Below are 14124 nucleotides of genomic sequence, written 5' to 3' on the forward strand. Positions count from 1 at the left end.
CTTTCTAAAAAGATAAAGCAATAAAAGAAAACTTACTTCTTTCAACAGTTAAAATTCATCTCAGGTGCAAAGATGTGTATCTTAGCGCCCGAGATGCACATCCTGGCCGCCAAGATTTATATCTTGCCCGCCAAGATGAAGAAAAAGAAGTGCAAGAACAACATATTGACCGTAAACACTATTTTAATGAGCAAGCGTAAACCTGTAGAAACTATTACATTCCATATATAAAAAGCAAGATAGGATATCTCCCCGATAAAGTGTTGGAAGTAGGATGTGGCGAAGGACATCAACAGATTGCAAAAGGAAAAATTATCTCACATCTGCCTTTTATACATCTCCTTCCTCGTTTCTTGTACAGATGGCTACTAAAACTATGCGGTGAAAAAGATGATACGATAAAAGAACTACTAAATATCAAACAGGCAAAATGTAGCGTTGAAATATTCAGAAATGTCGCAAAACAAGCCGGATACCAGATTATGAATGAACAACTATATCTTTTCAATCCTCACTATGAAGTCAAATTTGGCTTTCCGCCAAGAAAACTAAGCAAAGGAATCTCTATGATTCCATATGTAAGAGATTTCTTCAGCACAAGTTGTTTTATATGATCATAGAAAATGATTAAATGTTTCAGTAGAAAAATAGAAAACCCTTGTAAACTTTGTATTTACAAGGGTTTATCTTCATCTTTCGTACCCAGACCCGGGGTCGAACCGGGATGGAAGTGAATCCACTGGTGTTTGAGACCAGCGCGTCTACCGATTCCGCCATCTGGGCATTGGTTTCAAATGCGGTGCAAAGATACGGCTTTTTTTTGAACCTGCAAGAGTTTTATAAAAAAAAGGAGAAAAAAAGAATAAAACATCTCATAAACGCTTCGGTTTTCAGAGAATAAACTGTATTTTAGCAGAAACATTTAAAACAGTCAATATCATGACAAGTAAAGATAATTATTGCGTAATTATGGGCGGAGGTATCGGCAGTCGTTTCTGGCCGTTTAGCCGCAAGACAATGCCTAAACAGTTTCTGGATTTCTTTGGTACAGGTCGTTCGTTGCTGCAGCAAACCTTCGATCGATTCAATAAAATTATTCCTACGGAGAACATACTTATTGTGACAAATGCGATATATGCAGATTTGGTAAAAGAACAACTTCCGGAATTAGACCCCAAACAGATTCTGTTAGAGCCGGCAAGGAGAAATACAGCTCCTTGCATCGCATGGGCCTCTTACCATATACGCTCTTTAAATCCGAACGCCAATATCGTAGTTGCTCCTTCTGATCATCTGATTCTGAAAGAGGGAGAATTCTTAGCCGCCATAGAGAAAGGTCTGGACTTTGTTTCAAAATACGACAAGCTCCTCACCTTAGGGATAAAACCTAATCGCCCGGAAGCAGGATACGGATATATTCAGATAGCAGAACAGGAAGGAGATAATTTCTACAAAGTAAAAACATTCACGGAAAAGCCCGAGTTGGAGCTTGCTAAAGTTTTTGTCGAGAGTGGAGAATTTTATTGGAACTCCGGACTTTTCATGTGGAACGTCAATACAATCATCAAAGCAGGAGAAGCTCTTCTTCCAGAATTAGCATCAAAACTGGCTCCGGGAAAAGATGTATATGGCACACCGGAAGAGAAAGCCTTCATCGAAGAAAACTTCCCGGCATGCCCAAATGTTTCAATAGACTTTGGCATCATGGAAAAAGCCGACAATGTATATGTTTCTTTAGGAGATTTCGGATGGTCGGACCTTGGAACATGGGGATCATTGTACGACTTATCGCCTAAAGATGAACAAGGAAATGTAACTCTGAAATGCGATTCTATGATCTATAACAGTAACGACAATATCGTTGTATTGCCAAAAGGCAAGCTTGCTGTAATAGAAGGATTAGAGGGATTTCTGGTTGCCGAGTCAGACAATGTATTGCTGATATGCAAAAAAGACGAAGAACATGCCATACGCAAGTATGTAAACGATGCACAAATGAAATTAGGAGAAGACTATATTTGATTTCTGCGTAAAACTAAAAAAAGGGACTGAACGCCAGGTTCAGTCCCTTTACTATATTATGAAGGAAGAATTTTATTGGGCTGCTTCGTAAGCAGAATTAATAGTCTTAGCAATAGCGACGAACTCTTCATCTGCCAGCTTCAGTTTCGGATTAGAAAAAAGCATATCCGATTCATTCTGAATAGGAATCAAATGAATATGAGCATGTGGAACCTCAAGTCCGATCACTGCTTCACCCACTTTTTTACAAGGAAAGGCTTTCTCAATAGCACGGGCTATTTTTTTGGCAAAGACATGCATTGCAGCCAGATCCTCATCACTCAAATCAAAGATATAATCAACTTCCTGTTTAGGCACAACCAAAGTATGTCCCTTCACCAACGGATTGATATCAAGGAAAGCAAAAAACTTTTCGTTTTCGGCTACCTTATAGCATGGAATTTCACCTGCTATGATTCTACTGAATATTGTTGCCATAATCCCATATATATAAAATAGGGCAAGCCCCAGCATGGACCTGCCCTCTTGTTAAAACGAAATGTTTACTACTTCAAGACTGATTTTACCTTGTGGAACCTGGATCTCAGCAACATCACCTACCTTCTTGCCGAGTAATCCCTGAGCAATCGGCGTGCTAACAGAAATCTTTCCTTCTTTCAGATTAGCCTCGCTTTCTGAAACGATGGTATAAGTCATCTTCATACCATTCTTGGTATTCTTCAGTTCTACTTTATTCAGAATCTGCACTGAATCTGTTTTCAGTTTCGATTCATCGATAATCTTAGCATCCGCTATTACAGCTTTGAGTTTGTTGATTCTCATCTCAAGCATACCCTGAGCCTCTTTTGCAGCATCGTATTCGGCATTCTCCGATAAGTCTCCTTTATCGCGTGCCTCAGCTATTGCCGCAGAGATTTTGGGACGTTCCACTGTTTCCAGTTCTTTAAGTTCCGCCATCAATTTCTTGTAACCTTCTTCTGACATATAAGCCATGATGTTTTCCTCCTTTTATTTTTTAACGGTCATATAAAACAAAAAAGAATTCCAACATGAGTCATGCTGGAACCCTCTTTTCAATTATTTCTTCGCAAAGATAACCTTTTAAACGATATGCGTCAAGCAAAAAGTAATGCTATGTAACATATTTAAACGAAAACTTCTAATTTATAACAACTTAAAGCATAGACTTGATAGTTCCTTCCAAGTCTTTTATCGTCTCTCCACGGGCTCTCAGTTCATTGTTACGATTGATCAGGAATAGAGCCGGCAGATTCTTTACGCCATATAAAGCTGCATTCGTTGAGTAAATTCCATTTTCATCGCGAACACATACCCAAGGCAAATTATCGGCTGAAGTTTTCCAGAAATGTTCATCAGCGTCCAATGAAACCTGATAAATTTCCAGCCCCTGGCCCGCATACTTATTATACAAGTCACGCAGCATCAGGTTATGTGGAGCCGAAACTGCACTTTGGTAGACCGTAAAGTCAAGAAGAACGACTTTACCCTTCAAATCAGTGAGTTTACGGATATTACCTTTCATATCTCTCAAAGCAATATCAATCACACCTGTTTCAGCAATCTTTTCTTCCGGTATCTCGATTGTCTTTTGCTGGGGGGTACGAGTATTCTTCATACCTTTTATAACTATATTATAGAGATTCTTCGAACGTACCGCATGCGGATAAGTATTGTTCAGACTTGTGGCTACGGCACCAAAACATTTAATATCGTCTTTATTGTTCAAAGGATCAAAAATCATATAATTATTTAGCTTCTGGAACAAAGCAAAATAAGCAGAAGCTGTATTGGGAGCGGCAAAAATATAATTGATTTTCACATCATCCTTATAATTCTTCAACAATACAGCCAGGCTGTCTTCAAACACATCGTTACCTAATTGATTGGCTTGCGCAGCTTTTACCAACGCATCCACATTCTTCTGTAAACGGATCTGTTTTAGAGTCAGTTCTTTAATTTTCGCAGAATTGTCCGAGCCTTCTACTGTATAAGCAGTCGAAAAGTCTGTATAAGGCGCTTTGATGCTGACAGTTTCTGTAGAGTCAACCGAGAAATTAATCACTTTATCTTCCACCCGTAAACGATAAAACTCAGGAGATTCAGGGCGTAATTGTTTAAAACTGAATGAACCGTCTCCTTTCAATTTTACAGAATCCAAAGGCACAATTCCTTCAAGTCCGGAAGCTTCCAGATAAAGCATTTTTCCATCTGCTCCCGAAACATCTCCTTTCACATTAAATTTAGGGTCAGAATTACAAGAACTTAAAGCAAGAGCCACAAGAGCTACTAACGTTACTTTTTTCATAATATGCGTGTTATTTTTCAAGCTGCAAATATACTTCTTTTCAAGATTAGTCAAAGCATTTTGCCATGTTCTTCACTCCAAAATTGAAAAAAATCAAATTCCCACTAACTTTTTATCTCATTTTCACGAGATTAGTGCAATAAATGTATATCTTTGCGGGAATTTTGAAAGAAAGATATTAGATAAAACAATTTTTATGATTAACCCAATTGTTAAGACGATCGAGTTGGGAGATGGCAGAACCATCACACTCGAAACGGGAAAGCTGGCAAAACAGGCAGATGGCTCTGTGATGCTTCGCATGGGTAACACCATGTTGTTAGCTACTGTTTGTGCCGCTAAAGATGCAGTTCCCGGAACAGATTTCATGCCGCTTCAGGTAGAGTACAAAGAAAAATTTGCAGCATTCGGCCGCTTCCCCGGTGGCTTTACAAAAAGAGAAGGAAGAGCATCTGATTATGAGATTCTTACCTGCCGCTTAGTAGACCGTGCTCTCCGTCCTTTATTCCCCGATAATTTCCACGCAGAAGTTTACGTAAACATTATCCTTTTCTCAGCAGACGGTGTTGATATGCCCGATGCATTGGCCGGACTTGCAGCTTCAGCAGCACTTGCTGTTTCAGATATTCCTTTCAACGGACCTATTTCGGAAGTACGTGTTGCGCGTATTGATGGCAAGTTCGTTATCAACCCGACTTTCGACCAGCTTGAAAAAGCTGATATGGACATCATGGTTGCCGCTACTTATGAAAACATCATGATGGTAGAAGGTGAAATGAGCGAAGTATCAGAAGCCGAATTGCTGGAAGCAATGAAAGTAGCTCACGAAGCTATCAAAGTACATTGCAAAGCACAGATGGAACTGACTGAAATGGTTGGTAAAACCGTAAAACGTGAATATTGTCACGAAGAAAACGACGAAGAACTCCGCAAAGCCGTTCACGATGCCTGCTACGATAAATCGTATGCCATCGCAGCTTCCGGAAACAGAAACAAACATGAACGTCAGGATGCTTTCGACGCTATCCGTGACGAATTCAAAGCTCAGTTCTCCGAAGAAGAGTTGGAAGAAAAAGGTGCACTGATTGATCGTTATTACCATGACGTAGAAAAAGAGGCCATGCGTCGTTGTATCCTTGATGAAGGAAAACGTTTGGATGGACGTAAGACTACTGAAATTCGCCCTATCTGGTGTGAAGTCGGCTACCTACCCGGACCTCACGGATCAGCCATCTTTACCCGTGGTGAGACTCAGTCATTGACTTCAGTCACTTTGGGTACCAAACTGGATGAAAAAATCATTGACGACGTTCTGGCTCACGGAAAAGAACGCTTCTTATTGCACTATAACTTCCCTCCTTTCTCAACAGGTGAAGCAAAAGCTCAACGTGGCGTAGGCCGTCGTGAAATCGGGCACGGTAATCTGGCACACAGAGCACTGAAGAGAATGATTCCGGAAGATTACCCATATGTAGTACGTGTTGTTTCAGATATCCTTGAATCAAACGGTTCTTCATCCATGGCTACTGTATGCGCCGGAACTCTGGCCCTGATGGATGCCGGTGTGAAGATTAAGAAACCGGTATCGGGCATCGCTATGGGATTGATTAAGAACGCCGGCGAAGAAAAATATGCAGTATTGTCTGACATCCTCGGTGATGAAGACCACTTGGGTGATATGGACTTCAAAGTAACAGGTACCAAAGACGGTATTACAGCTACCCAGATGGACATTAAAGTAGACGGTCTGTCTTATGAAATTCTGGAACGTGCTTTGAACCAGGCAAAAGAAGGACGTATGCATATTCTTGGTAAAATCCAGGAGACAATTGCCGAACCACGTACCGAACTGAAAGATCATGCTCCCCGTATCGAAACAATGACTATTCCTAAAGAATTTATCGGTGCTGTAATCGGCCCGGGTGGAAAAATCATTCAAGGTATGCAGGAAGAAACAGGTGCTACAATCACTATCGAGGAGATCGACAACGTGGGCCGCATTGAGATTTCCGGAACCAACAAGAAATCAATCGATGATGCAATCCGCCTGATCAAAGGTATTGTTGCCGTTCCCGAAATAGGTGAAGTATACAAAGGTAAGGTACGCTCAATCATGCCTTATGGTGCATTCGTTGAATTCCTTCCGGGAAAAGACGGTCTACTCCATATCTCAGAAATTGACTGGAAACGCCTTGAAACTGTAGAAGAAGCCGGCATCAAAGAAGGTGACGAGATCGAAGTGAAATTGATCGACATTGACCCGAAGACAGGTAAGTTCAAACTTTCAAGAAAAGTTTTGTTACCCCGTCCGGAAAAAAAATAAATAATTCCTGTCCTTACTGACAGATTGATAACCTGGCTATTATTTATAGCCAGGTTATTTTTTAACCGGCAATCAGCATAAAAGTCATTCTTTTATTTTGATATTCCAAAAAGTTTATGTTGCTTTGTCATAACAAAATCCAACGAACCTTTAAAATCTATTCATGTCAAGCAACAACAGTCTTCATACCATGGACCTATTCAGTCGGTTCTTCCAAGAAAACCAGGAGAGGTTTCTGTCGTTTGCTTACTCATATACCCGAAATAAAGCCGCAGCTGAAGACATCCTGATGGAAGCAATGATCAGCCTGTGGGAAAACCGTGAAAAATGGGAAAAAGATTCTAATCTCCACGCATTATTGCTCACTATCATCAAGAATAAATCTCTTAACTACCTTGAGCACGAACAGGTACGTATGCGGGCCGAAGAAGCCATCAACACACACAAACAGCGGGAACTCGACCTCCGCATTGCTACTTTGGAAGCTTGTGAACCCGAATCGATCTTCAACACCGAAATACAACGCATTGTATATAAAACACTTGAACAGCTACCGGAACAAAGCCGTCACATCTTTATATTAAGCCGCTATCACAATGCTCCCAATAAAAAGATAGCCGAACAACTCGGTATTTCCATCAAGAGTGTAGAGTTCCATATCACTAAAGCACTGAAATTATTGCGGCTTGAGCTCAAAGATTATCTTATTTCCCTACTTTTCTAAAAAAAACTTCATTTTCCTTTAGGGTTGTCCGGGAGTATCCTGTTATATATACAGAAAGAGGAAATAAGGCCTCCGACAATATATAAACTAAAAACATTTTATGGAAGAGGAACTACTATACAAGTATTTTAAAGGAACTGCCTCCGAAGAAGAAGAAAAACTAATTCTAAACTGGGTGGATGCATCTCCCGAAAACCGGAAAGCATTTCAAAAAGAACGGATGCTATATGACATCGCTCTGTTCACGGATGAAAAACAAATAAACCGGAGAGACAAAAAAAACCGGATTCTCCCGATGTTGAAGTGGAGTGCACGTGTTGCTGCCGTACTCATCGTAGCTGTCAGTTGTGGGTTCTTGTTTAAGAATTACCAATATGAAAAATCAGCTCACCGGCAAACCATAACTGTTCCAGCAGGACAACGTGCACAAATCACACTGGCAGATGGAACAAAAGTATGGTTGAACTCAAAGTCTACTTTGACTTATGCATCCAACTTCGGACGCCAGGAAAGAAACGTAGAGCTGGACGGAGAAGCTTATTTTGAAGTAGCCAAAAACAAAAAGATACCATTTTTTGTCAACACGGAAATAAACCGGGTAAAAGTGGTAGGAACCCATTTCAACGTCTGCGCCTACAAAGGCAGTAACGAATTTGAAACGACCTTGATTGAAGGTATTGTCGACATCTATCCGGTAGGAAGTGATCAAGTGATCACCCGACTGACCAAAGACGAGTTCTTCGGATCATACAACGGAAAGTACAAGAAAACTACTTTACCTTCGTACGATTATCTGAGATGGAAAGAAGGATTATACTGTTTTGATGATGCGCCGCTTAACAGCCTGCTCAACAAACTGGAAAAATATTATAATGTGAACATAAGCGTAAGAAATCTGAAAATACTGAACTACCGTTGTACAGGTAAGTTTAAAGAGCAGGATGGCATAGAGCATATTCTGAAAGTCATTCAGAAAGATCATAAGTTCACATACCGCATCAATGAAGAAAAAGACAGTATCATCATTGAATAGAAATAAGGAAAGAGCTCAATATAGACCTTAAATTAGTACGAACCATTAAAAACCAGATACGCATGAAAAAGTAGAAAAGAAAGTCCATTATTCTCAAAAAAGAGAATCGGAAAGTACCCCCATACTTTCCGATTCGAAACAGTCAAAAATCGACCTTAATCAATTTATTAACTTAACACGTTACAAAGATATGAGAAAAATTTCTTTGCCAAGGCATTTATGCCCAAAAAATTTTGTTTCAAAACAAATATTGTTAACCATGAAGATCACATTATTCCTTCTCTTTTTCGTAGCATTCCAAGCTTACAGTGAGAATGGATACTCTCAAAATGCTAAAATAAGCATACCACGTTCAAGTCTGAAAGTAAGCGAATTACTATCAAAGATTGAATCTCAGACGGAATATCTGTTTGTCTATAACAAAAAGAATGTAGATACCAGACGTACAGTAAACGTACAGGCTGACAACAAAGCCGTATCCGAAGTTCTCGACGAAGCATTTAAAGGTACCAACATTAAATATGTAATGGAAGGGCACAACATTGTTCTGACCAAAAACAACGATAACGCCTCAACAGCCCAGCAGGACAGAGTAACCGTAAAAGGAGTAGTTACTGACCAGAATGGCGATCCCATCATCGGTGCCAATGTATTGGAGAAAGGTACCACAAACGGTTGCATCACCAATATGGAAGGCAACTTCAGCCTTAATGTACCCAGCAACTCTATTCTTACGATTACCTATATCGGTTATCATCCACAAAACATACAGGTAAACGGACAACAAAATCTCAACATAAAGATGCAGGAAGAAGCCATGGCACTGGAACAGGTAGTCGTAACCGCCATGGGTATCAAGAAAAAAGAAGCCTCCTTGACCTACTCAACCCAACAAGTAGGTGGCGACGAACTGACCCGCGCCAAAGATCCGAATATGATTAATGCCCTTGCCGGTAAAACAGCAGGTGTACAAATCACCAAAAGTTCATCCGGACTGGGCGGCTCAGCCAAAGTGTCTATTCGTGGCAGCCGCTCTATCAGCGGAAACAACCAGCCCCTTTATGTGATTGACGGTGTACCGATGCTGAATAGCAGCAACGAACAGGCTTCCACAGCCATCGGTGGTACTGCCGATGCAGGTAACCGTGATGGCGGTGACGGTATCTCCAACCTGAACCCGGATGATATCGAAAGCATGAGTATCCTGAAAGGAGCTTCCGCAGCAGCCCTCTACGGCTCACAAGCTGCCAATGGTGTCATCCTGATTACTACCAAGAAGGGTAAAGCCGGTATCCAGAAAATCACATTCTCTTCTAACTTGACTGTAGACCATGCCATCTGCCTGCCCGAATTCCAAAACAGTTATGCCATGGATCCCGAAGCAAAAAACGGTTGGGGGAAAAAGGCAACTCTAAAAGATTATGACAATGCAGATAATTTCTTCCAGAATGGTGTAACAGCCATCAATTCCGTATCCTTTATGAACGGCAGTGAAAAGATGCAAACTTACTTCTCTTATGCTAATACCACTGCCAAAGGTATAGTCGAGAAAAACAAAATGCAGAAGCACAATCTGAATTTCCGCGAAACAGCCAATTTCTTTAACGACTATCTAAAGCTGGACGCCAATGTCAACCTGATGACACAAACAATCAAAAATCGTCCGACTTCCGGTGGTTATTATATGAATCCGCTGGTGGGGCTCTACGGTTTCCCGAGAGGTGAAGACTTATCCGAATATAAAAACAACTTCGAAGTGTTTGACCCGGCACGTAATATGAATGTACAGAACTGGTATACTTCTTATCAGGATATGGAACAGAATCCTTACTGGATCACCAACCGCATCAACAGCAACGATAAACGTACCCGCGCCATCGCTTCACTGACCGCCAACGTGAAAATCACTGACTGGCTGAATATCCAGGCTCGTGGCACTGCCGATTACACACACGATCAGTATCAACAACGTATGTACGCTTCTACTGCTCCTGCCCTATCAGGACAAAACGGACGTTATATTGACTTGAACCATACAGAAACATTGTATTACGGTGATGTCATGGCTATGATAAACAAAAAATGGAATGACTTCTCATTGAATGGCGCAATCGGCGGCAGCATTAACAGTACGAATGTCAATTCTTTGAGACTGGACTCCAAAACAGCTTCACTGTACTACCCCAACGTCTTCACCGTAGCCAATATCAAAATGACACAGGCTGCTTATATCGACGAACAAATCAATCAAAAAAGAGTATTACAGTCTCTGTTCGGCACTGCCCAGTTAGGTTGGAAAGAAAGCCTGTATCTGGATGTCACCGCACGCAACGACTGGTCGTCTACATTGGCCTATACCAAACATAGCAGTTTCTTCTACCCCTCGGTAGGTCTGTCATGGGTGCTGAACAATACAGTGAAACTCCCCGAATGGATTTCTTTCGGAAAGATCAGAGGTTCATGGTCCAAAGTTGGTAACGATCTCCCGTTGTTCATCAGCAACACGATTCCGGGCAGTAATGATATCATCGGTGCAGGTGGTGCCATCGTTACTTACTCTAAAGCTCCTTTCAATGATCTGAAACCCGAGATGAGTACTTCCTATGAAATCGGTACCGAATGGAAATTCTTCAACTACCGACTGGATTTTGACTTCACCTATTATCGTACCAACACCAAGAATCAGTTATTTACATTGCCTTCATCGGCAGGTGCCGAGTATAAATACTACATGGTAAATGCCGGTAACATTCAGAACGAAGGTATAGAAATCACTTTAGGAGCCACTCCGGTGATGAATGACGCTTTCCGTTGGAAGACTCAATTTAACTTCTCTACCAACAAAAACAAGATTATCAAGCTTCATCCGGACCTGAAAACATTTGTTTATGGTGACGAAAGTTTCTCTTCCTCCTACTCCATGCGCCTGGTAGAGGGTGGTTCATTCGGTGATATTTATGGCAAGGCATTCGAGCGTGACAAGAATGGCAAAGTGGTGTTCACTGCAGACGCAGACGGTGACAAGATTCCAAACGTTATCGGTGGCGGCAATACAGAAAAAGTAGGAAACTGTAATCCGGACTTTATGTTGGGATGGAGCAATACTTTCACTTACAAAGGTTTCTCACTCTACTTCCTGATTGACGGACGTTTCGGTGGCGATGTACTTTCACAGACTCAGGCCGAACTTGACCAAAGAGGTGTCAGCCTGAACAGTGGAAAAGCCCGTGATGCAGGTTATGTCAATGTCGATGGAACCCAAGTGAAACCGCAAAAGTTTTATACCGCAGTCAGCGGACGTGACGGATGTACGGAATACTATATGTACGATGCTACCAACATCCGCCTCCGCGAACTTTCATTAGGCTACTCACTTCCTCAAAGCTGGTTGGCCAAAGCCGGCGGTGCTTTCAAAGATGTCCAGTTGTCATTCGTAGCACGCAACCTGTTCTTCATCTCCAAGAAAGCTCCGTTCGATCCGGATGCTGTTCTTTCAACAGGTAACGATAATCAGGGTATTGACGTATTCGGCATGCCGACTACCCGCAGCTTAGGTTTCAATATTAAGTTCACATTCTAAAAGAGATTCATCATGAAAAACAATATCAAATATATAGCAAGTATACTCTTAGGAGGACTGATCGGATTTTCAGCCTGTACCGATTCTTTCGAATCATTCAATACCAACGAAGCGGGATTCGATAACGATAGCAAGAAACAGGATTTCAACTATTATGGTATTCCACTGGGCATTATCCAGCAAGGAATCTACTTCAATTACGATTGGGGAAGCGGTAAGAACTGGCCTTTCCAGACCATGCAAAATCTGGGAGCGGATTTATTCTCGGGATACGTGCATGACTTCAAACCCTTCAACGAGGGGAAGAACAACAGCACTTATTATATGATGGACGGATGGAACGGTTCCACATGGGATAACACCTACGGATACATCATGCCGGAAGTCCAGAAATCTGAGACAATCAACGAAAAAGACAATATAGGATTCTATGGCATCACCAAGATATTGAAGGTGGAGCTAATGCACCGTTTGTCCGACTTATATGGTCCGATCGTTTACACCCAATTCGGATCGAAAACTGGTTCTACTCCCGATACACAACCGGAAGCCTACAAAGCTTTCTTCAACGATCTGGACGAAGGTATCGCAAAGATACGTGAATATCAAAAAGCCAATCCGGAGATAGAGAGCTTTGCTAAGTTCGATATCCTGATGCCCCAGGGAAAACGCACTTTCAGCGAGTGGATCCGATTCGCGAACTCTCTCCGTTTGCGCCTGGCTGTCCGCATCGCCATGGCGGACTCTAAACTGGCTGTTGCAGAGGCGCAGAAATCCCTTACAGACAAAGAAGGATTGCTGGAAGGAAATGATGAGGTGATAGCCGTATCGACAGCGTCGGGCTATACCAACCCTTTCGGAGAAATCAATATTGGATGGGGCGAGGTGTTTATGAACGCCAATATGGAGTCCTTGTTAGTAGGCTATGAAGATCCCCGTCTGGAAAAATACTTTAATAAAGCAGCCGGCTCCGACGCAACAAGTATTATTAACTACAAGGGTACTTACAAAGGAATCCGCCAGGGAACGGGTTTCAATCACCAGAACTACAACGGACATTCCAAAAGCACTATCACCCAGCAAACCGACGCCATACTAATGACTCCTGCCGAAATATGGTTCCTGCGTGCCGAAGCAGCTCTGAGGGGGTGGAGTAGTGAGTCCGTCAAGGATTGTTATGAAAAAGGTGTAAAAGCATCATTTACCCAATGGGGTGCTGCAGGAGCAGAAGCTTACCTGGAAAGCGAGAAGAAACCTGCAGACTACATAGATGCTTTCAAAGCGGAGAATAATGTGAAAGCTGTCAATACGCTGACCCCAAAATGGGACGATGCTGCCAGCAATGAAGATAAACTGGGACGTATCATTACACAAAAATGGCTGGCCATGTATCCGGAAGGAGGAGAAGCTTGGGCAGAACAACGTCGTACAGGTTATCCGAAATTATTCCCTGTTTTGGTTAATCAGAGTGAGGGTACAGTAGACACCGGCATCGGGCCACGCCGACTGAACTTCTTCGTAGGTATCAAAACAACAAACCCGGAACAATATACTCAACTGGTAAATGCTTTGGGTGGAGCCGATAATTGCGGCACTCGCCTGTGGTGGGACACCGGAAGAAATTTCTGACACACAAAGGTATAAATTTTAATTAGTGGTGTTTTCTTCGTATTAGTTACGGGAAAAAAGATTGGAAGGGGCAAAGTCGGGGGGCTTTGTCCCTTTTCTATTAAAAATAAAATCAATAGAAAAAATCCCCGAAAACCTAAACAATAAGTCTATAATAGATTAATAACAAACATATTACCCATCATAGAGTGTTTCAAAAGACGTTCGTTTTATGGAACAAAGATAAGGTGTGTTTTTCATCTGTGCAAATATTTCCACATTGTTTTAATTATCAATCTTTTATCTCTCTCTCTCTTACATTCTGTGTAGGAAGCAAAAATCGTGTTCCATAAAACGAACGTCTTTTGAAACACAAGAGCTGTTCTATCTATCTAACTTACACAAACTTACCGCAAAATAAAAGCTGTATTCACAGCCTGCTATAGCCGGCCTGTCCATTCTTAATGGGAAGGCCATGCTGAGCATGATCTATTTTATTCACTTTTAA

9 protein-coding genes, 1 tRNA gene and 1 pseudogene are annotated in these 14124 nt (G+C 41.7%); 7 read left to right on the top strand and 4 right to left on the bottom strand.

The features are described from left to right. Positions 1 to 149: 149 nt before the first annotated feature. Positions 150 to 614: pseudogene (locus tag ISX59_RS17140) on the top strand (hypothetical protein). Positions 615 to 699: 85 nt separating this feature from the next. Here ISX59_RS17140 and ISX59_RS17145 read toward each other — a convergent pair. Then, positions 700 to 783 (bottom strand) — tRNA-Leu (locus tag ISX59_RS17145). Positions 784 to 939: 156 nt separating this feature from the next. On the opposite strand from ISX59_RS17145, the gene ISX59_RS17150 reads away from it, so the two are divergent. After that, a complete protein-coding gene (locus tag ISX59_RS17150; RefSeq protein ID WP_220576090.1) occupies positions 940 to 2022 on the top strand; it encodes a mannose-1-phosphate guanylyltransferase in 1083 nt (360 codons plus the stop codon). 72 nt (positions 2023 to 2094) lie between these two features. Here the strand turns inward: ISX59_RS17150 and ISX59_RS17155 are convergent, their stop codons facing one another. The 3 genes from ISX59_RS17155 to ISX59_RS17165 form a co-directional block, all read right to left on the bottom strand. Then, a complete protein-coding gene (locus ISX59_RS17155) occupies positions 2095 to 2499 on the bottom strand; it encodes an HIT family protein (RefSeq protein ID WP_032530810.1) in 405 nt (134 codons plus the stop codon). A 51-nt stretch (positions 2500 to 2550) separates the two neighbouring features. After that, positions 2551 to 3015, bottom strand: coding sequence for a transcription elongation factor GreA (greA, locus tag ISX59_RS17160; RefSeq protein ID WP_005782039.1), 465 nt, complete (start codon positions 3013 to 3015; stop codon positions 2551 to 2553). A gap of 181 nt (positions 3016 to 3196) precedes the next feature. After that, positions 3197 to 4348 (bottom strand): thioredoxin-like domain-containing protein, encoded by a 1152-nt coding sequence (locus tag ISX59_RS17165; RefSeq protein WP_005782037.1) that lies wholly within the window; start codon positions 4346 to 4348, stop codon positions 3197 to 3199. A gap of 196 nt (positions 4349 to 4544) precedes the next feature. Between ISX59_RS17165 and pnp the strand changes: the two genes are divergently transcribed. The 5 genes from pnp to ISX59_RS17190 all read left to right on the top strand — a co-directional run bounded on the left by pnp (position 4545) and on the right by ISX59_RS17190 (position 13637). Then, positions 4545 to 6671 (top strand): polyribonucleotide nucleotidyltransferase, encoded by a 2127-nt coding sequence (gene pnp / locus ISX59_RS17170; protein WP_005811578.1) that lies wholly within the window; start codon positions 4545 to 4547, stop codon positions 6669 to 6671. 163 nt (positions 6672 to 6834) lie between these two features. Continuing rightward, a complete protein-coding gene (locus ISX59_RS17175; protein ID WP_032530804.1) occupies positions 6835 to 7395 on the top strand; it encodes an RNA polymerase sigma-70 factor in 561 nt (186 codons plus the stop codon). A 100-nt stretch (positions 7396 to 7495) separates the two neighbouring features. Beyond that, positions 7496 to 8428: a FecR family protein gene (locus ISX59_RS17180; protein WP_005811580.1), complete on the top strand. Its 933-nt coding sequence runs from the start codon at positions 7496 to 7498 to the stop codon at positions 8426 to 8428. Between the two features lie 259 nt (positions 8429 to 8687). Continuing rightward, entirely contained in the window at positions 8688 to 12008 is a 3321-nt protein-coding gene (locus ISX59_RS17185; protein ID WP_080714257.1) for a TonB-dependent receptor, read from the top strand. 12 nt (positions 12009 to 12020) lie between these two features. Then, entirely contained in the window at positions 12021 to 13637 is a 1617-nt protein-coding gene (locus tag ISX59_RS17190; RefSeq protein WP_005811586.1) for a SusD/RagB family nutrient-binding outer membrane lipoprotein, read from the top strand. The last annotated feature ends 487 nt before the right edge of the window (positions 13638 to 14124 follow it).

Source organism: Bacteroides sp. FSHCM14E1, from assembly GCF_019633785.1.
Lineage (GTDB): Bacteria > Bacteroidota > Bacteroidia > Bacteroidales > Bacteroidaceae > Bacteroides > Bacteroides hominis.

Bases quoted from the DNA above. Each gene is read 5' to 3' on its own strand.
- ISX59_RS17150 (WP_220576090.1), top strand. From the start codon at position 940: ATGACAAGTAAAGATAATTATTGCGTAATTATGGGCGGAGGTATCGGC.
- ISX59_RS17155 (WP_032530810.1), bottom strand. From the start codon at position 2,499: ATGGCAACAATATTCAGTAGAATCATAGCAGGTGAAATTCCATGCTAT.
- greA (WP_005782039.1), bottom strand. From the start codon at position 3,015: ATGGCTTATATGTCAGAAGAAGGTTACAAGAAATTGATGGCGGAACTT.
- ISX59_RS17165 (WP_005782037.1), bottom strand. From the start codon at position 4,348: ATGAAAAAAGTAACGTTAGTAGCTCTTGTGGCTCTTGCTTTAAGTTCT.
- pnp (WP_005811578.1), top strand. From the start codon at position 4,545: ATGATTAACCCAATTGTTAAGACGATCGAGTTGGGAGATGGCAGAACC.
- ISX59_RS17175 (WP_032530804.1), top strand. From the start codon at position 6,835: ATGTCAAGCAACAACAGTCTTCATACCATGGACCTATTCAGTCGGTTC.
- ISX59_RS17180 (WP_005811580.1), top strand. From the start codon at position 7,496: ATGGAAGAGGAACTACTATACAAGTATTTTAAAGGAACTGCCTCCGAA.
- ISX59_RS17185 (WP_080714257.1), top strand. From the start codon at position 8,688: ATGAAGATCACATTATTCCTTCTCTTTTTCGTAGCATTCCAAGCTTAC.
- ISX59_RS17190 (WP_005811586.1), top strand. From the start codon at position 12,021: ATGAAAAACAATATCAAATATATAGCAAGTATACTCTTAGGAGGACTG.